This is a genomic window from Paenibacillus sp. YAE3, from assembly GCF_057546105.1.
Window position 1 is genome coordinate 34,435 of sequence record NZ_BAAIYF010000003.1, and the last position, 24,674, is coordinate 59,108.

22 protein-coding genes are annotated in these 24,674 nt (G+C 55.2%); 17 read left to right on the plus strand and 5 right to left on the minus strand.

Annotated elements, in window-relative coordinates:
• Positions 1 to 174 precede the first annotated feature (174 nt).
• From AC27KL_RS06120 to AC27KL_RS06175, 12 genes are all read left to right on the plus strand, one after another.
• Positions 175 to 801 carry a nitroreductase family protein gene (locus AC27KL_RS06120; protein WP_339321645.1) on the plus strand — a complete coding sequence of 209 codons (627 nt, stop codon included), beginning with the start codon at positions 175 to 177 and terminating at the stop codon, positions 799 to 801.
• Between the two features lie 163 nt (positions 802 to 964).
• Positions 965 to 1,603 (plus strand): phospholipase D-like domain-containing protein, encoded by a 639-nt coding sequence (locus tag AC27KL_RS06125; protein WP_487169170.1) that lies wholly within the window; start codon positions 965 to 967, stop codon positions 1,601 to 1,603.
• A 186-nt stretch (positions 1,604 to 1,789) separates the two neighbouring features.
• Positions 1,790 to 3,625, plus strand: a complete 1,836-nt coding sequence (locus AC27KL_RS06130) for a UbiD family decarboxylase (protein ID WP_487169171.1) — start codon at positions 1,790 to 1,792, stop codon at positions 3,623 to 3,625.
• A gap of 399 nt (positions 3,626 to 4,024) precedes the next feature.
• On the plus strand, positions 4,025 to 4,849 hold the full coding sequence (locus tag AC27KL_RS06135) for an ABC transporter permease (protein WP_339321642.1): 825 nt from the start codon (positions 4,025 to 4,027) through the stop codon (positions 4,847 to 4,849).
• Between the two features lie 15 nt (positions 4,850 to 4,864).
• Positions 4,865 to 5,905, plus strand: coding sequence for an ABC transporter ATP-binding protein (locus tag AC27KL_RS06140; RefSeq protein ID WP_487169172.1), 1,041 nt, complete (start codon positions 4,865 to 4,867; stop codon positions 5,903 to 5,905).
• Positions 5,906 to 5,932: 27 nt separating this feature from the next.
• Positions 5,933 to 7,123, plus strand: coding sequence for an extracellular solute-binding protein (locus AC27KL_RS06145; RefSeq protein WP_487169173.1), 1,191 nt, complete (start codon positions 5,933 to 5,935; stop codon positions 7,121 to 7,123).
• Positions 7,120 to 8,013 (plus strand): ABC transporter permease, encoded by an 894-nt coding sequence (locus tag AC27KL_RS06150; RefSeq protein ID WP_487169174.1) that lies wholly within the window; start codon positions 7,120 to 7,122, stop codon positions 8,011 to 8,013. Before AC27KL_RS06145 ends, AC27KL_RS06150 begins: the two co-directional genes overlap by 4 nt.
• A 17-nt stretch (positions 8,014 to 8,030) precedes the next feature.
• Complete coding sequence (locus tag AC27KL_RS06155) at positions 8,031 to 8,513, plus strand: hypothetical protein (protein ID WP_487169175.1); 483 nt, start codon at positions 8,031 to 8,033, stop codon at positions 8,511 to 8,513.
• The gene (locus AC27KL_RS06160; protein WP_487169176.1) at positions 8,494 to 9,492 is read left to right on the plus strand and encodes a CehA/McbA family metallohydrolase; all 999 of its coding nucleotides are present in this window, start codon (positions 8,494 to 8,496) and stop codon (positions 9,490 to 9,492) included. The genes AC27KL_RS06155 and AC27KL_RS06160 overlap by 20 nt, the downstream gene beginning before the upstream one ends.
• 63 nt (positions 9,493 to 9,555) lie before the next feature.
• Positions 9,556 to 10,278, plus strand: coding sequence for a glycerophosphodiester phosphodiesterase (locus tag AC27KL_RS06165; RefSeq protein ID WP_487169177.1), 723 nt, complete (start codon positions 9,556 to 9,558; stop codon positions 10,276 to 10,278).
• Positions 10,279 to 10,299: 21 nt separating this feature from the next.
• Positions 10,300 to 11,322 carry a LacI family DNA-binding transcriptional regulator gene (locus AC27KL_RS06170; RefSeq protein WP_487169178.1) on the plus strand — a complete coding sequence of 341 codons (1,023 nt, stop codon included), beginning with the start codon at positions 10,300 to 10,302 and terminating at the stop codon, positions 11,320 to 11,322.
• Between the two features lie 46 nt (positions 11,323 to 11,368).
• Positions 11,369 to 12,730, plus strand: a complete 1,362-nt coding sequence (locus AC27KL_RS06175; RefSeq protein WP_487169179.1) for an MATE family efflux transporter — start codon at positions 11,369 to 11,371, stop codon at positions 12,728 to 12,730.
• A 162-nt stretch (positions 12,731 to 12,892) separates the two neighbouring features.
• On the opposite strand, the gene AC27KL_RS06180 is transcribed toward AC27KL_RS06175, so the two are convergent.
• Complete coding sequence (locus tag AC27KL_RS06180) at positions 12,893 to 14,062, minus strand: oxalate decarboxylase family bicupin (protein ID WP_487169180.1); 1,170 nt, start codon at positions 14,060 to 14,062, stop codon at positions 12,893 to 12,895.
• A gap of 206 nt (positions 14,063 to 14,268) precedes the next feature.
• Between AC27KL_RS06180 and AC27KL_RS06185 the strand changes: the two genes are divergently transcribed.
• A complete protein-coding gene (locus tag AC27KL_RS06185) occupies positions 14,269 to 14,808 on the plus strand; it encodes a GNAT family N-acetyltransferase (RefSeq protein WP_487169181.1) in 540 nt (179 codons plus the stop codon).
• An 87-nt stretch (positions 14,809 to 14,895) separates the two neighbouring features.
• On the opposite strand, the gene AC27KL_RS06190 is transcribed toward AC27KL_RS06185, so the two are convergent.
• From AC27KL_RS06190 to AC27KL_RS06200, 3 genes are read right to left on the minus strand one after another with little or no spacing between them, the layout of a single operon-like run.
• Entirely contained in the window at positions 14,896 to 16,398 is a 1,503-nt protein-coding gene (locus AC27KL_RS06190; RefSeq protein WP_487169182.1) for an ABC transporter substrate-binding protein, read from the minus strand.
• Between the two features lie 58 nt (positions 16,399 to 16,456).
• Complete coding sequence (locus AC27KL_RS06195; protein ID WP_052146749.1) at positions 16,457 to 17,419, minus strand: carbohydrate ABC transporter permease; 963 nt, start codon at positions 17,417 to 17,419, stop codon at positions 16,457 to 16,459.
• A gap of 15 nt (positions 17,420 to 17,434) precedes the next feature.
• Entirely contained in the window at positions 17,435 to 18,376 is a 942-nt protein-coding gene (locus AC27KL_RS06200) for an ABC transporter permease (RefSeq protein ID WP_246537063.1), read from the minus strand.
• Positions 18,377 to 18,616: 240 nt separating this feature from the next.
• Between AC27KL_RS06200 and AC27KL_RS06205 the strand changes: the two genes are divergently transcribed.
• Entirely contained in the window at positions 18,617 to 20,389 is a 1,773-nt protein-coding gene (locus AC27KL_RS06205) for a sensor histidine kinase (RefSeq protein ID WP_340997892.1), read from the plus strand.
• On the plus strand, positions 20,382 to 21,983 hold the full coding sequence (locus tag AC27KL_RS06210; protein WP_487169183.1) for a response regulator: 1,602 nt from the start codon (positions 20,382 to 20,384) through the stop codon (positions 21,981 to 21,983). The genes AC27KL_RS06205 and AC27KL_RS06210 overlap by 8 nt, the downstream gene beginning before the upstream one ends.
• Here the strand turns inward: AC27KL_RS06210 and AC27KL_RS06215 are convergent.
• Complete coding sequence (locus tag AC27KL_RS06215; protein ID WP_036706539.1) at positions 21,980 to 22,192, minus strand: DUF2905 domain-containing protein; 213 nt, start codon at positions 22,190 to 22,192, stop codon at positions 21,980 to 21,982. The genes AC27KL_RS06210 and AC27KL_RS06215 overlap by 4 nt on opposite strands.
• Before the next feature lie 135 nt (positions 22,193 to 22,327).
• Between AC27KL_RS06215 and AC27KL_RS06220 the strand changes: the two genes are divergently transcribed.
• Positions 22,328 to 23,227, plus strand: coding sequence for a LysR family transcriptional regulator (locus AC27KL_RS06220; protein ID WP_212951335.1), 900 nt, complete (start codon positions 22,328 to 22,330; stop codon positions 23,225 to 23,227).
• A 206-nt stretch (positions 23,228 to 23,433) separates the two neighbouring features.
• Entirely contained in the window at positions 23,434 to 24,570 is a 1,137-nt protein-coding gene (locus tag AC27KL_RS06225; protein WP_340997896.1) for a 5-methyltetrahydropteroyltriglutamate--homocysteine S-methyltransferase, read from the plus strand.
• Positions 24,571 to 24,674 lie beyond the last annotated feature (104 nt).

Below are 24,674 nucleotides of genomic sequence, written 5' to 3' on the forward strand. Positions count from 1 at the left end.
TTAGGTTTTTGGGGTGGCTTTTTTTCTCGGTCGGCGCGATCGAACCGAATAACGGCGGCCTTTTCCCGGGCACTATCGCAGCTGAAATATTTAACTTACTTTTTTAAAGTAAATGTGATAAAATAAGCTTAATCATACCGCTTGGAAAAATATACATAGAGGAGAAGATGCATCATGAGCCAGTTTCAACAATTGGTGCAGGCCCGCAGATCGGCCAATAAGTTTAAGATGGACGTCGCCATCAGCGAGCAGGAGCTTCACGACATGTTCAACCTCGTCAAATTCGCCCCTTCCGCGTTCAATTTGCAGCATGCCCGTTATGTGGCCGTTACGGACAAGGAACTCAAGGATAAAATATACGAGGCCGCCCATAAGCAGTACAAAGTCAAAACCAGCTCGGCCGTCATTGCGGTCCTGGGTGACCTGGAGGCTTACCGGAACGTCGGGCCCATCAATGAGGGGCTGCTGAATCTGGGAGTCATGGACCAACGGGAATTCGATGAAACCGTCAGCGATGTCACCCGCATGTACGAGGAGGGCGGCGATCAATTCAAACGGGACGAGGCGATCCGCAACGCAAGCCTGTCCGCCATGCTGTTCATGCTGATTGCCAAGGACAAAGGCTGGGATACGTGCCCGATGATCGGTTTTGATCCCGAGCAGCTGCGGCAGGTGCTGAACATTCCGGACCGTTTCGTGCCCGTCATGCTGATTGCCGTCGGGAAAGAGGACACCGAAAAGCAAAGGCCCCGCGGATACCGCAAACCGGTCGGCGAATTCGCGTCGTTTAACGGATTATAAAAGAATGCCGCAAGAACCGTCTTTCCGAAAAGGGCGGTTCTTTTTTTCATTTTGTCGTCCCCGCAAGGCGCGGCAAACGCTGCTTCCGATTGGAAATCCGCCCTAATTTTGTTACGATGGTAGGCAGTAAAAACGCCGACATCCATCACGAGGAGGGATACTTATGAAAGCTTTCCGACAGCTTTTCTGGATCGCTTTGCTGTGCGTTGCCGTTACCGGCTGCTCCGGAGGCGGAAAACAGGCCGAAACCGTCCAACCGGCGGAAAACGGGACAAGCCCGACACACCCGGCAAGCACGGACGCTTCGCAAACGACCTCGGCAGGGGAGAACGCATCCGCCGACATCCAAGCGTATTTTACCCAGGAGGGGGATCGGCCGGAGGAGGCGATCATCGAGCTTATCCATGAGGCGAAAAGCACGCTCGACATAGCGATCTACAGCCTGAACTACAAGCCGATCGTGGATGCGATCGAAGATGCCGCCGACCGGGGGGTTCGGGTGCGGATCTTGACCGACCGCGAGCATGCGGAAGAGAAAAGCAAACAGCGGGATGCGCTGCAAAGACTGAAGAAGGCCGGCATCCCCGTCAAAATAAACCGCCATGAAGGAAAAATGCATTTGAAAATGCTGGTGGCCGACGGCGTCCATGTGGAGGCGGGATCGTTTAACTATTTGGACTCCTCCGTCAAAGAAAACGACGACGTGGCGGTCATCATTCGCGACGATCAAGTCGGCCGGAGGTTTGAGGCTGCTTTTGACAAGATGTGGAACGACAAGGACCGTTTTGAAGACGACAAGTAGCCTTTCGCTTGGCCGGATGTAACAAAATGATGAACATTGCCTTTCCAGGCATTCGGGTGCATGAATATCGTTTGACATCCGCAGGGAGTTTTGTTTTAACTATATTTAACGTAGTAGCGCGTACTAGAAGCGAAAAGCTGGAACCAACAGCTGGAACAAACTCTCATGGAGATTGGAGTCATACCATTGTATCGGAATTTGGAAGAATGCATCGTTGACCTGGAAAAACACGGACATTTGGTCCGGATCAAAGAAGAAGTCGATCCTTATCTGGAGATGGCCGCCATCCATTTGAAGGTGTATGAAGCGGGCGGCCCCGCGTTGCTGTTCGAAAACGTCAAAGGCTCGAAATATAAGGCGGTATCCAACCTGTTCGGCGATATCGCGCGCAGCAAGTTCATGTTCCGGAGCACCTGGGACCGCACCCAAAAGATCATCGCCCTGCGGGACGATCCGATGAAGGCGCTGAAACACCCGTTTCAAAACATCGGGAACGGATTCGGGGCGCTGAAAGCTCTGCCGCTCAAAAAAGGAAGCGGGGTGCCCGCCGGTTTTCAGGAAATCCGGATTTCGGACCTGCCCCAAATCCAGCATTGGCCGATGGACGGGGGCGCTTTTGTGACCTTGCCGCAGGTGTATTCCGAAGACCCGGACAAGCCGGGGCTCATGAATTCCAACTTGGGCATGTACCGGATTCAGCTCAGCGGCAACGATTATGTGCAGGATCAGGAAATCGGCCTGCATTACCAGATCCACCGCGGCATCGGTGTCCATCAGGCCAAGGCTAGCAAAAAGGGAGAGCCTCTAAAGGTCAGCATTTTTGTCGGCGGTCCTCCGGCCCATACGCTGTCGGCGGTCATGCCTTTGCCGGAAGGCCTGAGCGAAATGCTGTTTGCGGGTCTTTTGTCCGGGCGCCGTTTCCGGTACAGCTACGTCGACGGTTATTGCATCAGCCATGATGCCGATTTTGTCATTACCGGCGACATTTACCCGGACGACACGAAACCGGAAGGGCCGTTTGGCGACCATTTGGGATATTACAGCCTGACGCATCCGTTTCCGGTGATGAAGGTCCATAAGGTGTACGCAAAACCAAACGCGATTTGGCCGTTTACCGTCGTCGGGCGTCCGCCGCAGGAGGACACGGCGTTCGGCGAGCTGATTCACGAACTGACGGGCGACGCGATCAAGCAGGAAATCCCGGGTGTCAAGGAAGTGCATGCCGTCGATGCGGCCGGGGTTCACCCGCTTCTCCTTGCGATCGGCAGCGAGCGGTATACGCCGTATCAACGGGTGAAGCAGCCGACGGAACTGTTGACGCTGGCCAACCGGATTTTGGGGACGGGGCAGCTGAGCCTTGCCAAATACCTGTTCATTACCGCCGAAGACGACCGCCCGCTCGATACCCACGATATCGCCGGATTTATGGCCTATATATTGGAGCGGATCGATCTGCGCCGGGACATTCATTTTTATACGAACACGACGATCGATACGCTCGATTATTCGGGAACCGGTTTAAACAGCGGCAGCAAAGTCGTTTTGGCGGCATACGGGGATGCCAAGCGGGAATTATGCCGCGAAGTGCCGCAGGTGCTTCAGGAACTGCGCGGATATGAAAATGCGCGTCTGGTCATGCCGGGCGTCGTTGCGATTCAAGGCCCTGCTTTCGAGAGTTATGACAAGGCGGAGCGGGAAATGAACGCTTTGAGCGAAGCGTTGGCGGCCCAAGGACCGCTGGATGGCTGCCCGATGATCGTGTTATGCGACGACAGCACGTTCGTTTCCGACACGATGTCCAATTTTTTGTGGGTCACGTTTACGCGCAGCAATCCGTCGCATGACATGTACGGCGTGAACGACGGCGTGCGGCACAAGCATTGGGGCTGCGACAACATGATCATCGACGCCCGCGTCAAGCCGCATCAGGCGCCGCCGCTCATACCCGATCCGGCCGTGAAAAAAAACATCGGGCGTTTGTTTGCGAAGGGCGGAAGCCTGGAAAACGTAAAACTGAAATGACATCAACTTAATAAATGACTTGGAGATAAGATCCTAGGGCGATTCAACGCCCTGGGATCTTTTTTTATTCCGGCGGTTTCTTACGTTGCCCGAACAAAAATCGCCCTTCCCCTTAACAAGAACATGGAACGGATTTAACATTCGGTCCTTAAGCTTAAGGAGGAATAAGCGACAAGGAGGCTGGGACAACAGGAGAAGACGTTCCATGATTAAATTGGTATCGATACCAATGTTCGAATCGCCATTTTGCGGGCAGCACCCGCCAGGCCGTTCGTTCATCATCGGTGCCGAAATCGGCCGGTAGACGGCGAGATAGGTAGCAAAGCGAAAATGATGCGGGTTAGGTTTGTTCCAATTGGTATCGATACCAATTTTGAAAATGTTGGAGGTGATCGTTCATTGAGCTGGTACTTTAAACAACTGGGCCGCAGGAAAATTTTAGAATTCGTCATATTCGCCCTGTTCATATTCTTTTTTCTGGGGCCGCTGATCAATCTGGCGCTGCTCGCTTTCTCGGGGCAATGGCAGTTTCCGGCGGCGCTTCCCCAAAGCTGGTCTTTGACCTGGTGGAAATACGTGCTATCACAGCCGGAAATTTTGAAATCGATCGGTCTGTCGTTTCTCATTGCGAGCGTCGTTACCGCGTTGTCCATCGTTATCTGCGTGCCGGCCGCTTACGCTTTCGCGCGCATCCGGTTTCCGCTTAGCCGCTGGTTTTTGTTTTCGTTTCTGCTGACCAACGCGTTTCCGAAGATGGGCCTTTACGTCGCCATCGCAGTGCTTTTTTTCAAGGTCGGCCTGATGAACACGTTCGCGGGCGTCGTGCTGATCCATATCGTCAATACGCTGATGTACATGACCTGGATTCCGTCCGCCTCCTTTAAAAGCGTGCATCAAGCGCAGGAAGAGGCGGCTCGTGATGCGGGAGCGGGTCCGCTGCGCGTGTTCCGGAGCGTAACGCTGCCGATGGCCATGCCGGGAATCATCGTCGCGTCGATCTTCACGTTTCTGTCTTCGCTCGATGAAGCACAGGGAACGTTTATGGTTGGCATGCCCGATTACAAAACGATGCCGCTGATTATGTACGGAGCCGTTCAGGATTATCCGGCCACCGCAGGAGCCGTTTTTTCGATCCTGCTTACGCTGCCGACGATCATTCTGCTGTTTGTCTCGCGGCGCTTCGTCAGCGCGGACGTCATGTCCAGCGGCTTCACCATGAAATAGCAGGGAGGTATGAAAATGGCTGCACCGATCCAATTATCGATCCAAAACTTAACGAAACGTTATAAAACCGGCGACGGCGTGAGCGGGATTTCGCTCGAAATCGCCCGGGGGGAGCTTGTGACGCTGCTCGGGCCTTCCGGCTGCGGCAAAACGACGGTGCTCCGTTCCGTGGGGGGATTTCTCGAGCCGGACTCCGGGGACATTCAAATCGCCGGCAAAAGCGTGCTGCACCTCCCGCCGGAAAAACGCCCGACGGCGATGGTGTTCCAGAGCTACAATCTGTGGCCGCATATGACCGTCTATGAAAATTTGGCTTTCGGTTTGAAGATCAGGAAACAAAGCAAAGAGCAAATCCGGGAAGCGGTAGACCGCGCGCTGCGCCTCGTCCGGCTTCCGGGAACGGAGAAGAAACGGCCCGGCGAGCTTTCGGGCGGCCAACAGCAGCGGGTGGCCGTCGCCCGCGCCCTGCTTCTCGAGCCTGCGGTGCTCCTGCTCGACGAACCTTTTTCGGCGCTGGATGCGAAGCTGAGGAGCGAGCTGCGCGAGGAACTGCGCGAAATCCAGTCCATTGCCAAGCTGACGATGATGTTCGTTACGCATGACCAGGAGGAGGCGTTGTCGCTGTCCGACCGGATCATCGTCATGAACCGCGGAAACATCGAACAATCCGCGTCCCCGCAGCATATTTACGATGTGCCGGCGACGTTGTTCGTCGCCAATTTCATCGGCCGCATGAACATGCTGGACGGCATGGCGGACGAGGAAGGCATCCGGCTGAACCGGTATAGCCTGGCCAATCCGGAGGGATTGCGGGGAGAGGTCGTCGTTGCTGTCCGTCCGGAAGACGTCAAGTGGGACGATCCTTCCCGCCCCGGTCTGGCCGCTGCGGTCAAGCAGGTGATGATTCTGGGGCATTATGCGGAAATTACGCTCCTGACGGAGTCCGGCATCCTGAGGATGTTCCTGCCCCGCGAAGAAGCGGGCCGGCTGACCGGCGGACAAGCGGTATCCTTGACTTTCGGCAAATACAAGGCTTTTGCGAAAACATCCCGTTAAACGGGCTGATTAGGAGGAACTTTAGCGATGAGTATAAACCGTGGATTCAAACGTAAAGGGAAAGCGATGCTTCTTGCAACTTTGGCGGCCGTGACGCTTCTTGCCGGCTGTTCTTCCGGAACGGGCAAAAACGGCGCGGACGCCTCCGCAGCGGGAGGCGCTTCGGATGGCGGCTCCGGCAGCCCGACGGAAATTTCGTTTTATTTCAGCGGCTCGCAAAACGTGCAGGAGCTGTGGGAACATTTGAAGGACATGTACGAGCAGAAGCAGGATAAGGTGAAGGTCAAGCTGGTGTACATTCCTTCCGGTCAAGGCGAACAGGCGACGATGAACCGCATCGTTGCAGCCAAACGCGCCGGGAAAGACAGCGTCGACGTCGATCTGTATGAAGCCAACGGAGGATCCGACATGGCCGCCGACAAAAAAGACGGGGTGTTCGAAAGCTTGAGCGAGCAGCAGATTCCGAATCTGAGCCTGATGAACCCGGCGAACATGAAGGATTTGAACTATAAAGCCGTTCCTTACCGCTCTTCCTCCGTCCTGCTGGCCTATAACAGCGAGAAAGTGCCTTCCCCGCCGACAACGCTCGACGATTTGTATGCGTGGATCCATGAGCATCCGGGGCGGTTTGCCTACAATGATCCGGCAACGGGAGGCTCCGGCGAATCGTTCGTGCTGACGACGTTGTACAAATCCCTGCCGGAAGACGCGATCCACAACCAGGATCCAAACATCATGAAGGAGTGGGACAAAGGATTCGAACAGCTGAAGTCGCTCGGAAAAGACATGTATCAGAAGGGCGTTTATCCGAAGAAAAACCAGGGAACGCTCGACCTGCTCGCGAACGGGGAAGTCGACATGATCCCGGCCTGGTCCGATATGGCGCTCGAGCAAATTAACAAAAAGCTGCTGCCGGAAACGACCAAGCTGGCCCAGATCGAACCTGCATTTACCGGCGGACCGGGGCTTTTGACCGTGCCAAGCATGTCCAAGCATAAAGAAGCGGCTTACGATTTCATCAATTTCGTGTTGAGTCCGGAAGCCCAGGCGGAAGTGGTAAACGAAATTTACGGCTTCCCGGGCATCGAATGGTCCCATATGCCAAGCGAGCTTCAGGAAAAATTCAAGGGCGTTTCCGTCAGTTACCGTTCCTTTAACCTCGGCGAGCTGGAGTCCGAAGCGATGAAACGCTGGCAAAGGGAAGTCGCCGGACAATGAGCGGGCAGGGACTGAACATGCCTCTCGAAACGGGAAAACCGCTGAAAACGGCGTGGAACCGCCGCGGAGTCAAGCGCTCCGCGCTGGGCCTCGCCATGGTGATTCCTTCCTTTCTCCTGCTGCTCTTTATGATCGTGGTGCCGATCGTGACCTCGATCCGGGAGAGCCTGACCGGAAGCGACGGCGCGTTTACGTGGGGCAATTACGAATATTTGTTTACCGATCCGGGCATGAAAGCCAATATTTTGTATACGTTGAATTTGACCGTGGTTTCGTCGGCGATCGTGCTCGTCATTGCATACATGCTGGCCGTGTTTTTAAGATTTTCGACGGGCAGGCTCGCGGGATGGATCGAAAAGCTGTATTACATCCCGATGTTTATCCCTTCCGTCATCGCCACGTACGGGATGATCAACATGTACGGGAATCACGGCTGGCTGGCGCGCATCCTGCTGCTGTTCACGGACGCCCCTTTCATGAAAATACTGTACGACTATAAAGGGCTGCTGCTCGCAAATTTATGGTTTAACATCCCGTTTGCGACGATGATGCTGAGCTCGGCCTTGTCCGGCGTGCCGAATTCCGTCATTGAAAGCGCCAAGGATATCGGGGCGGGAAAAATGCAAATTTTTTTCCGGATTATTTTCCCGATGACGTTCAAATCGATGCTTGTGGCCGCGACCTTTGTCGTGATGGGCATCATCGGCAGCTTCACCGCGCCGTTCCTCATCGGGCCGAATGCGCCGCAGGTGCTCGGCGTGGCGATGCAGCAGCAGTTTTCGGTCTATTATGAAACGGGCATTGCCAGCGCCTGCGCCGTGTTTATGTTCGCAATTTGCTCTCTGGTCGGATATTTCTATATCCGCAATATGATGAAGGAAGAACGGTAGAAAGGCGGGAATCGCGCATGAAAGAGCTGCTGGCGGTCGAAGGGGCTTTGACCCCGCTTAGCTCCAAAACGCATATCACGTACCAGCTGTATATTCCCAAAGGGATCGACGTTCTGGAAATTGATTTTGCGTATGACCCGAAAACATTGGATGACAAGGAAACCTCCAAACCGCTGATCGAGGAAGCGATCCGGAAATACGTCGATCCTGCGCTTCAAGAAATCTATTTGCCGCAGTGGGGAAAATTCCATCCGCTGCAAAACCTGTTGACGCTTTCCGTCGACGATCCGGACGGATTCCGGGGATCGGCGCACCGTCATCCGAACCACCAGCGCCACGTGTTGTCGCCGCAAGCCGCTTCGCCCGGTTTTTTTGCCGGAAAGGTAGCGGAGGGCGTATGGAAAGTGACGATCAGCGTTCATTGCGTCGTGACGCCGGAATGCCGCTATCGGCTCCGGATCGGGGAAGGGGGAACGAGACATGAGATGGCTTCCGTTTGAGCTGCATACCCATACGCCGCACAGCGACGGCACGCATACGCTGCTCGAAATGTGCGCAAAAGCCCGGGAGCTCGGCCTTAGCGGCATTGCGCTGACGGATCATAACACCACGTCGGGCATGGCCGAGGCGGCTTCGGTTACGGAAGAAACGGGCGTCGCCATAATTCCCGGGCTCGAGTGGACGACCTTTTACGGTCATATGCTGACGCTTGGCGTTCCTTATTCCGAATGGCGCGATTTGGGACCGACCGATATCCATAAAGGAATCGACAGAGTGCATCGGCAGGGAGGCATTGTGGGCATTGCGCATCCGTTCAGCCTGGGGAGCCCGATCTGTACCGGCTGCCATTGGGAGTATACCGTGCAGGATTGGAGCCGGATCGATTATATTGAGGTATGGCACGAAACGCTGCCTCCGATGCGGAACCATAACGCGCCTGCGTTCGACATGTGGACCCGGCTGCTCAACGAAGGGTACCGGATTTCGGGGACGGCGGGCCGGGACTGGCACCGTTCGTCCGATGAGGATGATCCGCCGGCATTTACCTACCTCGGACTTGCGCATGAAGCCGGGCTGCCCGGCACGGAGGACGTGGTGGACGCGATTCGCTCCGGCCGGATTTGCGTGAGTATGGGTCCTTTGCTTGAGCTGCAGATGACATGCGGCGAAGGCAGGTATGGAATCGGGGACGTCATCGATGCGGAAAACGCCGGAGCGGATGCGAGCTGCGAGCTGACGGTGCAGGTGACTCCATCGGCGCATCCGGGCCGCCGGTTGGGCACGCATGAGTCGGGACGAGTCATCATCGTCGAAACGAATGCCGGGGAAATGCTGCGGCTGCCGGTCAAGGAAGGAGCGGACGAAATTCGATGTTCCTTCGGCGCCAAAGACTTGAGGTGGATGCGGGTCCGCCTTTCCGGCATGCTGAACGGAGCCTTGACGACCATTGCCTTTACCAATCCCGTTTATTTTAAATAAGCACCTGAATCATCGTCAGTGCAAAGGCCCCGCTTTGCGGGGATATTTAGAGGAGGCTGTTTTATGAATGTGCCGCTGATTATCGCGCATACCGGCTGCGAAGGCACGCCGGACAATACGCTGGAATCCTGCCTTGCCGGATGGGATGCCGGTGCCGACGTGCTGGAAGTCGACGTTCAAGCGACGAAAGACGGCGTATGCGTCCTGCATCATGACGATCATCCCGCATTTGCGTCCTGCACCTATAAGGCGTTGGTGGAGGAAAATCCGCTGCGGCTTGAGGCGGGAGAAAGTCTTGTAAAACTGGAGGATGTGCTCGTCCGGTTTAAAGGAACGCCCGTATCGTTTAACCTAGATCTCAAAAATGACGCGGCCGCCCTGCCGGCGGTAAAGCTGCTTGAGACCTTGGACATGTGGGAGCAGATTTATTTTACCGGCGCGACGGACCGGATTTTGAAGACGCCTTTTCGTGCCAGGGTGATGCGGAATACCCCCGAAAGCTTAAGGGAACTGGGCTCTGTAGTCTATGAGGCGGCCGCCGAAGAGATATGCACCCGGGCGAAACAGGCCAGATGCGCCGGGATCAACGCGGATTTCCCTTCCTGCCGCGATTCTCTTGTGCGGATCGCCCATGCGTACGGCCTTCAGGTGTGGATCTATACGCTGCAGGACGTAAGGGAGATGAAGGCTTTTGCCGAGATGGGCGTGGATGCAGTGTCCGTGCTTGACGTATCGGGTGCCTCTGCGCTAAGAAGGCAGTGGACTCCCGATCGGGAATTACGATGATAAAGCATTGGAGAAGTTGATATGGCTGTAAAAATCAAGGACGTGGCGCGCGCGGCGGGCGTTTCCGTCACCAGCGTCTCCCGCGTGCTGAACAACGGCGAACACGTCAGTGAAAAGCTGGAAAAAAAAGTGCGCCGGGCAATCGAAGAGCTGAATTATTCGCCGAGCCTGATCGCCAAAAGCCTGAAGCGTAACAAAACCAATCTGATCGGCGTCATCATACCGGATATGACGTCCAATTTTCAGGCGATGATTTTGAGCCGGATCGAAGAGATAGCCGGCCAACGGGGTTACAACCTGCTCGTGTCCAACATCGTTGAGGACACCGGCAAGGTAGTGAAATATTTGAACATTTATCAGGAGATGCGCGTGGACGGCATGGTCCTCATGCATGAAAAACTGAACGAGGACATCGAAAACTTTTTAAACAAAACGCATATCCCGCTTGTGGTTCACGCCGATTTGGGCATGAATCTGCCGACCGTCATCATCGATGATTTTCAGGCGGGGTACGATGCGGCCTCCTATTTGATTGCCCAGGGACACCGGGAAATCGCGATAATCGCCGGCGATCCAAGGGATGTGTGCGCAGGCTTGAGGCGGATGGAGGGATATACGGCCGCGTGCAGGGATCACGGAATCGAGTTGAAGGAAACCTTGATCCGCCATGGCGATTACAAGCTGGACACCGGCTACCGGTTGATGGCCGAGCTGCTTGGGGAAGCCCGCGGCGCATTTACCGCCGTCTTGGCGGCAAGCGACGACATGGCGGCAGGGGCCGTGAACTGCATCCAGGACCATGGGCTTCATGTCCCCGGCGACATTTCCGTCATCGGCTTTGACGGCAGCCAAATCGCCGATATCGTGAGGCCGAGGTTGACGACGATCCGCCAGCCGGTGGAGCAAATCAGCGAGCGTACCGTCGAACTGCTGCTGGAAATGATCGAGGATGAAGGGGAGCGATGGAGAAAGGATCGGATGAAGACGGTCGTCCTCGGCCATGAACTGGTGGAGCGGGGCAGCTGCCGCCGCATCGAAGCGTGAGAAGCGCCAAACATTCGAGCAGGACAAGAAACAAAAGGCGGACGGTATGAAAAAACAACAAGAACAAACTTTTACGTTATGGGGACTCACCTGGCCTATCTTTTTGGAACAGTTTTTGCAAACAATCATTTTGAATATCGATACGCTGATGCTGAGCAACTATTCGGACGAAGCGGTGGCGGCGGTCGGCGTCGCCAATCAGATCATCATCGCGGCGAATTTGCTGTTCGGGTTCGTGACGCTTGGCCTTGGCATCCTGATTTCCCAGCTGCTGGGGGCGGGCAAGGAGCGGGAGGCGTCCAAACTTGCATCGTTATCGATCGGCCTGAACCTGGGACTCGGAATCGCCGTCAGCATCGCCCTGCCCGTTTTTGCGAAACCGCTCCTGCAGCTGCTGAAGCTGCCATCCGAGCTGATGGCCGACGGCGTCTCGTTCCTGACGCTGACGGGGATGTGCTCCTTCGCCTCCGCGTTGATCCTCACGGCGGATACGATATTGCGGATGCATGGTTACGTCAAACAAATGCTGCTTTTGACCTTCACGGTCATTTTCTTGAATATCGCCGGGAATTATTTGTTTTTGTACGGTCCGCTCGGCATACCGGTGCTTGGGGTTCGCGGCGTGGCCATCGCCACGGACGCCAGCCGGCTGATCGGGGTCGCCATCGCGGCCATTATGCTGGTCCGATTGATGCGGCATCCGCTTTCGTTCCGTGCAGCCCTCCGGATGCCCCGGAGCGTGATCAAAGATTTGCTTCGCATCGGGATCCCGTCGGCCGGGGAAAACATTTCGTATCAGGTTTCGCAAATTTTCATCACGTATTTCGTATCGATGCTCGGCGCATCCGCGCTTACGACGAAAATATATACGCAGAATATGACGACATTCGTGTTTCTGTTTTCGGTTTCCATCGGACAGGCGACATCGATCTTAATCGGACGGCTGATCGGCGGGAACAGGCAGGATGAGGCATATCGCGTCTGTTACCGCCATCTGCGGACCGGACTGCTGATTGCGTTCGGAGCCGGCTGCCTGCTCGTCATCTTTTCCAAGCCGCTCCTGGGCTTGTTTACGGCCGATCCGGAGGTGATCCGCCTCGGCCGAACCTTGCTGCTGCTGTCGCTGGTTCTCGAGACGGCACGCGCCTGCAACGTCATCGTGATCAGTGCGCTCAACGCCGCAGGCGACGTCAAATTCCCGGTGTACGCCGGGCTTGTCTCCATGTGGGGCATCAGTATCCCGCTTGCTTACCTGTTTGGGATCGTCTGCCGTCTTGGCATTCCGGGCATCTGGCTGGCGTTTATCGCCGACGAATGGCTGCGCGGCGCGGCGATGGTGCTGCGCTGGCGTTCGCAGAAATGGCGGCGCATCCGGCATGCCGTGGTGAGCGGAGAGGTTTCGCTGTAGCGGCCGGAAACCTGCTGCGGAATCCGCGCGACAAACGCAAAAACATCGCCGCTTCGATAGTGGCGATGTTTTTTTGCGCCAATGCCATGGGATGCCGATCGTCTTAAATGTTGCATCAGCAGAAGCAGAGGGTGGCCGCGGCGGAACATGCCGGTCAGACGGTTATTTAACGACGGGCCATTTTTCCTTGCGCAGCGCATCAAGCAGTTCGGAGCAGACATGCAGGTTTTCGCCGACAAGCTCCTTCGGCGTCAACGCCATCCATTGGTTCAGGGAGACGTCCTCGAACCGGTCGCTTCGGAACATTTCAAGGAACCAGAGGCTTTCGGTGCCGGTATTTTGGATGTAGTGGCCGTAAGCGAACGGGACGTATCCTACGTCGCCCGCCCTGTAGTTGAAAGTTCTGGCCGCCCCGCTGCCGGCAAATACCGTCATCCTCCCCTGGCCCGTCAAATAATATTGCCACTCATCCTGGTTCGGGTGCCAGTGAAGCTCGCGCATGCAGCCGGGTTTGATTTCGACCAGCGCTGCCGCGATCGTTTTGGATATCGGGAAGTTCGAGGAGTCGACGATCCGCACGCTTCCTCCCGGGGTCGCGATCGGCGTTTGGGCGAGCAGCCGGTGCTTGAAGCTGAGGGGCACCGTTCCGTAAGGGGAGTCGACGCGCTGGCTTTCCAGCGAACCCGGGACGGGGGCCTGGAACATATAGACCTGTTCGTCCGGCACGGATTCGAAAGCATGTTCGGGAACGCCGAAATTGGCGGAGAGCACGTCTTTCGGCGTATGCGCAAACCAATCCGAAATCGAGAGGGTGTTCAGATCGGAGAAATTTCCGTCGTCGAACACGAGCAGGAATTCGCAGCCGTTTTCAAGGCCTTGGATGGAATGCGGCAGGCCGGCCGGGAAATACCATAAATCGCCCGGGCCGATGTCCGCGATAAAATTCCGGCCGTTCTGGTCGACGGCGGTCACCCGGGCGCTGCCCAGGATCATGTAAGCCCATTCGGCCTGTTGATGCCAGTGCAACTCGCGGACCCCGCCCGGCGTCAGGTACATGTTGACTCCCGCAAGCGTTTTGGCCACCGGCAGCTCCCGCACCGTAATCTCGCGGGACCAACCGCCGTGGTCCAGCTTCATATTCGTATCGGAGAAGGAAAATTTAAGATTCGGCAGAAGTCCCGCGTCGGTGGCCGGAGGCACGAACATATCCGGGTTTTCCAGGTCCCTTAATACGTCGCGCGGTCCCCGGTCCGGACCGCCCGCTCCGTCTGCTCGGATTGGCTGGGGAATGCGAAAATTGCCGCCGGACGGGTGTTCCGGATGGTCTCTCATCGTTTTACGCCTCCCGTTCATCAGATTTTTCCCAGATCCAACATGCCCTGATCCGTATCCCAAGATGTGAGATGTGTATGAACGATGGCCCGGCCATTATGTTGGGCTCCTCATGCTTTCTTTTAAAACCTTTGCAAAATGATCCTATCAATGGCATCATATTCGTAATATGTTCGCCAATATTTTACATAAAGGATGTGCGGGAGATGTTTCCGGAACTCGAGACGGAGAGATTGGTTTTAAGGGAAATCACGAAAGAGGATGCGGACGACGTTTTCGCTTGCTTTTCGAACCCGGAGGCGATGCGTTATTATGGCCAGGATCCGTTTGAGCGCCGCGAGCAAGCGGAGCAGCTTATCGGCTTTTTCGAGGGCAACTTTCGCGACCAACGCGGGATCAGATGGGGGATCGAACGCAAACGTTCGCCGGGCCTGATCGGCACGATCGGGTTGAATGCATGGTCGCCCAAACATCGGCGCGCGGAAATCGGGTATGAAATCCATCCGGACCACTGGCGCAAAGGATACGCCTCGGAAGCGGCGGCCTGCGTGGTGGGCTATGGGTTCGAGGCTTTACGCCTCGCCCGCATCGGCGCCGTCGTGTTTACGGAAAATGCCGCTTCCAGCGGGATGCTGGAGAAACTCGGCTTTCGCCGGGAAGGGGTGCTGCGGAATTACATCGTACAATCCGGGGTTTCGCACGATACCTACGCGTACTCCGTCGTATCCGAAGGAGAGGGACGATAGGCGGGTTTCCTTTCAGGGAAATTCCGTCCCTAACAAAACACCTTCCATCATTAAAAATGACGGAAGGTGTTTTTGGATGTCTTCGCCTTACTTGTTGTTTTGCGCTCTCCATTCGTCCAGCTGCTTCTGGCATTCGGCGATGATTTTGTCGATGCCTTGCGCTTTCAGCTTTTCGATCGCCTTCGGAAGCACTTTGTTTGGATCGACGGAGCCGGTGTTCAAGGACGGGCCGTATTCGTCCACGGCGTTTTTGACGTTGGCGATTTCGGTCAGCACGTTCGTCGGGTCGAACTGGAAGCCGAGCAGCGGCGCGTTGGTCGCGGACGAATTGAATTTTTCGTATTGCTCCCACTTATCCTTCGGATCTTCCTTCAGCTTGTAGAGCAGGAACATGTTGCCGAGCGTAAACGAAGGCATCGAATATCCGGAATCCGGAATCGGCTCGTACGTGTCTTCGGACAGCTTTTTGTAATGCACGCCCTCCAGGCCGTAGTTTACCAGGTTGCGCAGGTACGCGTCGGTGTTCAGCAGGTTCAGGAATTCCATCGCTTTTTCCGGATGTTTGGATTTGGCGGAAATGGCCTGCATCGAACCGGTGACGGACCAGTTGAAGACCATCGGCTCGTGAATCGGCGACGAAACGATCGGATAACCAAGGGAATCGGACCACAAAATGTCGGCGAAAGGCACGGTATGCTGTTTATCGACCAGCCATTTGCCGGTTTTTTCATGCTCGTTGCCCTGTTTGGTGGCGGCGTCCGGCGGCAGGTAGCCTGCTTTATAATATTTGTGCATCGTATCGAATACCTGCTTTGCCTCCGGCGTATCCCATACGTTGACGACCTTAAAATCCTTCGTGTCGATCGACACGCCGACCGGCAGGCCTTCGAGCGCGAAGTCGTACGGCAGGTACGGGCCGATGTTGGACGGGATCGGGTAGACGTCCGGTTCGTTGTCTTTTACCGTTTTCAGCATCGGCTCCAGGCTTTCGAGCGTCGTCGCTTTCGTCACATCGAGCTTATATTTGTCGACGAGAACCTTGTTGAAGCGCCATACGGCTTGCGCCGGAAGCTCTTTGTTCGTCGGGATGGCGTAGTTGTGCCCATTGACTTTGGAGCCTTCCAGGAAGGCCGGGTTCAGCGCTTTCGTGATGCCCTGGCCGTATTTTTCCAGCAGGCCGTCAAGCTCGTAGAAGTAGCCTTTTCTTGCGCTTTCCACGTAATTGAACGCCCAGGACGAGGTAAAGGCGATGTCGAACGGTTCGCCGGAAGCGGCGATGACCTGCATTTTCTGGGAGTAATCGCCCCAGTCGATCAGGCGCAAATCGATTTCGGCATTGATTTTTTCGCCGACGTATTTGTTGACCTCCGCCATGACTTTGTCCTGATCCTTTTGCGGACCGCTGATGGTGTACCAGATCAGCTTGACCGGCTTTTCTTTTTCGGTGCTTTTGGCCTCGCTGCCGGTGCTGTCGGTTTTGGTGCCGGCCGTGTCGGAGCCGCCGTTATCCTTGCCGCCGCAGCCGGCGAGGGCCATGGAGGTCAGCAGGAACAAGCTGAGCAGGAGCGTAAGTCCTCTTCTTTTTTTCATTTCTTTTTCATCCCCTTGTAATTTGGTAGTGGTGCAGCTGTAAAAACCTATGTGATGACTATTCCTTCACAGAGCCAATCGTCAGCCCTTGCACGAAATAGCGCTGGAAGAACGGATACGCGAATATGATCGGCAGCGTCGCAAGCACGACCATCGCCATGCGGGTGGTTTCCGCCGGCATGCTCTGGGCGATGGCCGAACGGTCCGTGCCGCTGCCGATCGCGGAGTTTTGCAAAATGAACTGGATGTTGGTTTCGATTTTCATGAGCAGCGACTGCAGCGGCAGCAGCTTGGCGTTGTCGATGTAAAGCAGGGCGTTGAACCAGTCGTTCCAATATCCGAGGGCCGCGAACAAGCCGATCGTGGCGAGTCCCGGCAGGGAGATCGGAAGGATCAGATACAAGAATACGCGAAATTCGCCCGCCCCGTCGATCTTTCCGGATTCGATGATGGCGTCGGGCACCATCGTTTTGAAAAAGGTCCTCATGATCAAAATCGAAAACGCGCTTACGCTCATCGGCAAAATGAGGGCCCAAATCGTGTCCTTCAGGTGAAGCACCTGGGAAACGACGATGTAGGAAGGGACGAGGCCGCCTCCGAACAGCATCGTAAAAAACGCGATGAACGAAAAGAGGCCGCGGAACTTGAAATAAGGCCGTGAGATGGCATAAGCGTAAAGCGAGACGATCGCGACGGTCAGCAGCGTGCCGACGACCGTGATCAAAATCGTGACGCCGTAGGAGCGGAGCAGCTGGTCGCCCGTCTGGAAAATATACTGGTACGCCTGGAAGGACCATTTTTCGGGAAAAATGCTGTACCCGTTCAGCGCCAGCGTTTTTTCGTCCGTCAGCGAGATGACCACGACGAACAGGAACGGATATACGCAGGCGAGGGAAAAAAGCCCGATGACCAGATGCGCCGCTGCGTTCCAAAACGGCGACAACCGGTGAAAATCCCGCGTTTTTTTTGCGCGTTTGTCCGGCCGGCTTGCAGGCTGCCGGGAGATCACGCTGTTTTCCATGCGGCATGCCTCCTTTTAGAACAAAGCCTGTTCCTTGTTGATTTTTCGAACGATAAAATTGGTTGCGATGACAAGCACGAATCCGACGACGGATTGGTACAAGCCTGCGGCGGTGCTCATGCCGATATCCCCGGTTACCTTCAGCCCGCGGTATACGAAGGTATCGATGACGTTCGTGACCGGGTACAAGGCGCCGGTGTCGCGCGGAACCTGGTAAAACAGCCCGAAGTCCGCCCGGAAAATGCCGCCGATGGCGAGGATGAACATGATGACGATAATCGGGGTGATCATCGGGATCATGATTTTCCGGATTTGCTGCCATTTGCTTGCCCCGTCGATCATCGCCGCTTCGAAATAGGATTTGTCGATGCCGACGATGGCGGCCAAGTACACGACGCTTCCATAGCCGACGCCTTTCCACAGGTTGACGATGACGAGGATGTACGGCCAGTATTTCGTTTCGGAGTACCAGAATACCGGATCCGCTCCGAAAAACTTCAGCACCTGGTTCAGCACGCCTTTGTCGACGCTCAAGAAACTGAACACGAAATAACTGACGATGACCCACGAAAGAAAATGGGGAAGGAACATGCCCGTCTGGTAGATCTTCGCCATTTTTTTGCTGGCGATTTCGTTGACCAGGATGGCGACAAGCACCGAAAGCACCGTGCCCAGCACGATAAAAACGGCGTTGTACAGCAGGGTGTTCCGCACGATAATGAAAGCGTCTTCCGTTTTGAACAGATATTCAAAATTTTTAAACCCGACCCAGTCGCTGCGCAATATGCTCGCCAAAAATCCGTCGGTGTCGTACCTGTAATCCTTGAAGGCGATGACCGCGCCGGGCATGGGCAGGTAGCAAAAGAGAATGAACCATACCGTTCCCGGAAGCACCATAAGCAGCAAAGCTTTGTTGCGATTGAGCGTCCTGAGCCAGCGCATCGGCCCGTGTTCCATGAGAGCCCCTCCCGTCTGTGGTGTGTATGTTGATAATCCTAATCTACCGCAGCTGTAAGCGCTGTCTAAAGTGAAAAAAACAAACAAAAGATGCACAAACCAAAGAATAGTTCGGCGGGCATGGGCCGGCTCCGGGGAAATTATGGTAAGGTAATAGATGAAGCGGAAAAAGGAAACAACGCCTTGTTGAAAGCGCATACAAGATAGAACGAAGCCTGTCGCAAAGGATGATTTTACGGCATGAAAAAGCTGGTTGATTTTTATAAAATACATTTCAGGAAAAAGCTGTTCAACAAAATCGTGTTCATTTATTCGATCATCACCGTGTTGTCGCTGGCCAGCCTGTCGGCCTTCGTTTACACGTATCAGCTGAACGTGCAGGCGAGCAAGGAGCTGGAATTGAACAACCGCATCCTGTCGAACATCGGCAAATACTTGGACATGCGGTACGCGACCTCCCAGCAAATCGTGCAGCAGATCTACCGCGACGAATCCGGGACGCTGCTCGAGGACGTGTATTCTTTCCTGCGCAGCGATTTTGCCGAATATTTGGACGACCGTCTCGAAAAATACGGCGATACCGGCGTCCGGAGGCGGGACATCATGTCCTACTTGCGCCTGCAGCTGAACAATTATCCCGACATCCGCATGATCGCGCTGTACAGCGAGAACAAAAAATTCATTCTGCTGCTTACCCGGGACAGCCAAAATTACTATGAGGCGAACGGGGACCTGCAGTCGGCCCTTAAGCGGTACGTCGTTTCCGACAAAAGCTTCACGACCGTCAGCAACATCAACAGCATGACCCGGCAGGAGAGCATCGGGAACCTGATCATCGATTACGATCTGAGCGGCATGTACGGGGATTACATGGTGGACTGGGGCGGCCTGAAGGGATACGTCGCGGTCGTCACGCCCGCAGGAGACGTTCTTTTCGATTCGTCCAGCCGTTATTACGGCAAAACGTATCCTTATCTGGCCAAGCTGTCGTCTTCATCCGACGTTCAGCATTTCGAAGAGCCCTCTTATACGAACGTCCAGGTTTCGAACCGGTTCGGCTATTACGTGGTCGGGGTCATCCCGAAGGCCGAAATCGCCAAAAGCCTGGTCGGGCTTCGGAACACGCTGTTTCTGGTGACGGGCATATGCATCGCGGCGGCGATGATTCTGACCCGGTTTACGATCGTCAACTTTTCGCGGCGGACCCGGGCGATCATGAAGGCGCTTGAAAAAGCGAGGAACGGGGATTTGTCGGTGCGCATTCCGGTGGAAAAGGAAGACGAGCTGTATGAAATATCCGACCGGTTTAATCATATGTGCGCGGATCTGGCGGAGTACATCGACCGGGTGTACGTGTCGGAGATCAAGCAGAAGCAGGCCGAGCTGGTGGCCTTTCAGGCGCAGATCAAACCGCATTTTCTGTACAACACGCTGGAAGCCATCCGCATGCGCGCCCTTTCGAAAAAAGCGGATGACGTCGGCGAGATGATCTATATTTTGTCCACGCTCTTCCGGTATTCGGTCAAACGGGATACGATCGTTGCGCTGGCCGACGAAATCGAATACTGCAGCTTGTATCTGGACCTGTTCCGCATCCGGTACGCGAACAATTTTACGTACGAAATCGACGTGGAGCCCGAGCTGATGAACATTCCCGTGCTGAAGCTGTCGATCCAGCCGCTCATTGAAAATTATATCGTCCATGGTTTGGTCATGTCCCGTTCGGACAACCGGATTTCGATCCAGGCGGAGCTTCGGGGGAGGGATCTGGTCATCGTCCTGAAGGACAACGGAAAGGGCATCGAACCGCAGAAGCGGGAAGAAATCAGGCGGCGCCTGCAAGGGGAATCCGCGGAGCGTTCGGCCTCCATCGGGCTGGTCAACACGCATGAACGGATCAAAATCTGCTTCGGTGACCGCTACGGGCTGGAGCTCTCGGACGAGAGCCGGCAGGGAACGGTCATCATCATGAAATTACCATCTGGGGAGCAAGGAGGACGATTGTATGCGTAGCGTGTTTATTGTGGATGATGAGCCGTTTATACTGGAAGGCTTGAATAACGTCGTCGAATGGGAGGAGCTGGGGACGACGTTATGCGGCAAGGCATATGACGGCAAAGAGGCTTTCGAGCAGCTGCGGGAAACCGGGTGCGACATTCTGATCACCGACATCATGATGCGCGAGATGGACGGTTTGGAGCTGATCCGGCGGCTTAAGCCGCTGCATCCGCACATGAAATTCATCGTGCTGAGCGGCTACAACGAATTTAATTACGTGAAGGAAGGCATGAAGCTTGGCATCGAAAATTACCTGCTGAAGCCGGTCAACATGAAGGAGCTGGCGGAAACGATCCAGAGCACGGTCCAAAAAATGGACAACGCCGAGCGCCCGGCATATTGGAATGCGGAAGAGCTCGATATTTTGCGGGACAACGTCATGAACCGCTGGGCAACGGGACGGATCGACCCGGCCGAGTTGAAAAACCGGCTGGAATTTCTGGATATTCCGTCCGATCGGTCCTGCTATGCGGCCGCCGTCGTCCGGGAGATTGCCGAAATGGAGGAGCCTGCCGGCGTGACCCCTTGGTACAAGGCGGAGGCCGACAACCGCAAGGTGTACTCCCTTTGCAGGGAGATGACGGAAGGCGGCGGGTCCGGCATTTGTTTTTGCGATACGGAGGGCGACATCGTCATCGTCTATGCGGGGTCCGACCCGGAATCTTTTCAGGCCGGCAGCCTGGAGCGGCTGGAACAGATCCGGCACGCGCTGAAAGGACGGAAAATCGACGTCATGATGACGCTCGGGAGCATGGAATCGGGGTATTTGGGCATGCCGCAAAGCTACAGCCAGGCCAAACGGCTGCAGGAATATTTCCTGACCCACGAGGAAGGCGAAATCATAACGGCAAGCCGGATGTCCCCGCCGGACGAACCGCCCGCTTGGGCTGCGCTGGATACGCTGGAATACGAAAAACGGCTGCTTGCCAGAAACAAAACGGCCGTCGACGAATACATCGATCAGGCGTTTAACGTAAAAACAGCCGTGCCGGTGGCCCGCATCCACAACATGGCCGTCGAGCTGGTCCTGTGCACGAAGCAGGTCGTGAAGGAAAACAAGCTGAATTTCGAACTTGCCACGAGCGGTTACAAGCAGCTGTTCACGGCTTTGTTCAAAGCCCAGACGATCGCCCGGCTGGCCCAGCACGTCAAATTCATCGCCCATGCCGCCATCGATTATTTGTCGGTCGATGAGGATGAATTCAGCCCGGTCGTCAAGCAGGTGCTGCACCAGATCCGGACGAAATACGCCGAGGAAATGTCGCTCAAGACGCTTGGGCATGAATTTAACGTCCATCCGTTTTATTTGGGCCAGCTGTTCCAGAAGGAGACGGGCGTCAGCTTCAGCGATTACCTGAACTCGCACCGGATCAAGCAGGCCAAGGCGCTGCTGACGGATACCCCGATGAAGACGAGCGAAATTTCGAGGCGCGTCGGTTATTTGGAGCCCGGATATTTTTACAGGCAGTTCAAAAAATACGCGGGCGTATCGCCGACCGAATACCGCAACAGGGTCAAAATGTCGGCATGCCGCGACGAACAGGCTTAACGCCGGAACAGCATCATGATAAGCGACCCGATGACGCTGATGAGGATGCAGGTCACGATCGGAAAATAGAATTTGACGTTTCCCTTTTCATAGACGATGTCGCCCGGCAGGCGGCCGAGCGGAATCCAGCGCCCCACCAGCCACCAGATCAAACCGGCGGCGATCAGGACGATGCCAAGGATGATCAGGATTTTGGATGCACTAGGCATGACGGTTTCACCTCGCAAACTTCGATATCGGATACGGATATTTATGCTATAATTCTCACAAAACGGCCGCCGTCTATCGCGGGGAGCAACGGCCCGACTTTTTCTTATTGTATATCAAGGAAGGGATTATAATCCATGACACTGCAGCAGTTGAAATACGTCATCGAGGTCGCGAACCGGGGGTCCATGAACGAAGCCGCCAAACGGTTATTCATCTCCCAGCCCAGCCTGTCCAATGCGATCAAGGAGCTGGAAACGGAGCTTCGGATCACCATTTTCGAACGGACCAACAAAGGAATTACGTTATCCAAGGAGGGGGCCGAGTTTCTCGGCTACGCCCGCCAGGTCATCGAGCAGGCCGAGCTTTTGGAAAGCCGGTATTTGAACGCCAAACCCGCGCCGCAGCATTTTTCCGTCTCCACGCAGCATTATGCCTTTGCGGTGAACGCGTTCGTCCATCTGGTCCGCGAATACGGGCAGGAGGAATACGAGCTCGCGCTCCGGGAAACCAAAACCCATGAAATCATCCAGGACGTCAAAACCCAGCGCAGCGAAATCGGCATTTTGTACCTGAACGAGTTCAACAGCAAGGTCATCAACCGCCTTTTGAAAGACGCGAACTTGAAATTTACGAGCTTGTTCACGGCCAAACCGCATATTTTCATCAGCATCCACAACCCGCTCGCCAAGCAGTCGATCGTCACGATCGACCAATTGGAGGCCTATCCTTATTTGTCGTTTGAGCAGGGGGAGTACAACTCGTTCCATTTTTCGGAGGAAATACTGAGCACCCTGTCGCATCCGAAAAGCATCCGCGTCAACGATCGGGCGACCCTTTTCAATTTGCTGATCGGGCTGAACGGCTACACGATTTCGACCGGCGTGCTGAGCGCGGATTTGAACGGGAACGAAATCATCCCGGTTCCGCTGGACTGCCAGGAATCGATCAACGTGGGCTGGATTTGCCACCAGAACGCTGCCTTGTCCAAGCTGGCATTGGCGTATATCGACGCTCTCCATGAAGCTATCAAGTAAGGTGGGGCTGCAATCTTCCGCTCGTGCGGGCGGTTGGTTCGGCCCGATCCGGTCGGGTCTTAGCGGAATTGCTCGGCGGGTATTTTTCTTGCTATAGCCTAAAACTATAACCAGATATAGTTTATTGGAGTTACTTTATAACGTGAGCATTGTGCTATCTTTTTTTAAAAGCCATTCATTCGAATCGGATAAAGGGGATAGGACAAATGAGTATCATCGAACATCAAGCCAAGCAACGAAACAAAACTCCGTTCAGACACGACATCGTAGGCAGCTTTCTTCGCCCGGAAGCGCTGAAAGCCGCGAGAAGAAAATTCCAAAACGGCGAGATTACGGCCGAGCAGCTGAAAAAGGTCGAAGACGAGGAAATCGTCAAGCTGGTCGCCAAACAGAAGGAGGTCGGCCTGAAAGCCGTGACCGACGGGGAATTCAGACGTTCCTGGTGGCATCTGGACTTCATGTGGGGGCTGGACGGCGTCGAGAAAGCGGAAGTCGAAAAAGGCTACCGGTTCCAAGGTGAGGAAACAAGAGCGGAAACCGCGCGTCTGACCGGGAAAATCGGTTTTTCAGACCATCCGTTCGTGGAACATTTCAAGTTCCTGAAAAGCGTTGCCGGCGACGACGTCGTTGCGCGCCAGGCGATTCCGGCACCGGCCCAGTTCCTTGCCGAACTGCAGCGTCCCGAAAACATCTGGGGCACCGAAGCGGTCTACGCCAGCCGGGACGAGCTCATTGCGGATATCGCGCAGGCCTATCGGGCGGCCGTTTTGGCATTTTACGAAGCGGGCTGCCGCAGCCTGCAATTGGACGATTGCACGTGGGGAATGCTGTGCGACCAAAATTACTGGAAAACGCGGCATGCGGCGGGGGAAGACGTGTCGCAAATCGCCGAAACGTACGCCCGCCTGAACGAAGCGGCCATCCGCGATCTGCCGGAGGACCTGGTCGTCACGACGCATGTCTGCCGCGGAAATTACCACTCCACGTGGGCTTCCTCGGGGGGATACGAACCGGTAGCGGAGAAGCTGTTCGGCATCGGGAACATCGACGCGTTTTACCTTGAATTCGATACGGAACGCGCAGGGGATTTTTCGCCGCTGCGTTTCCTAAAAGGCCAGCAGGTCGTGCTGGGACTCCATTCTTCCAAAACCGGCGAGCTTGAAGACAAAGAACAGATCGTCAGCCGGATCAAGGAAGCGACGCAATACGTCGATCTGGAGCATATTTGCCTCAGCCCGCAGTGCGGATTCGCTTCGACGGAGGAAGGCAACATCCTGACCGAAGAGCAGCAGTGGAAAAAACTCGCGTTCATCAAAGAAATCGCCGACGAGATTTGGAAATAATAGAGCGCAAATCCTTATGTTTTGCCTTCAGCCATCCGGCTGAGGGCTCTTTTTTTGCTTCCATGGCAAAGCGACGCCTTTAGCCCTGATCTTGGAAGAACGGG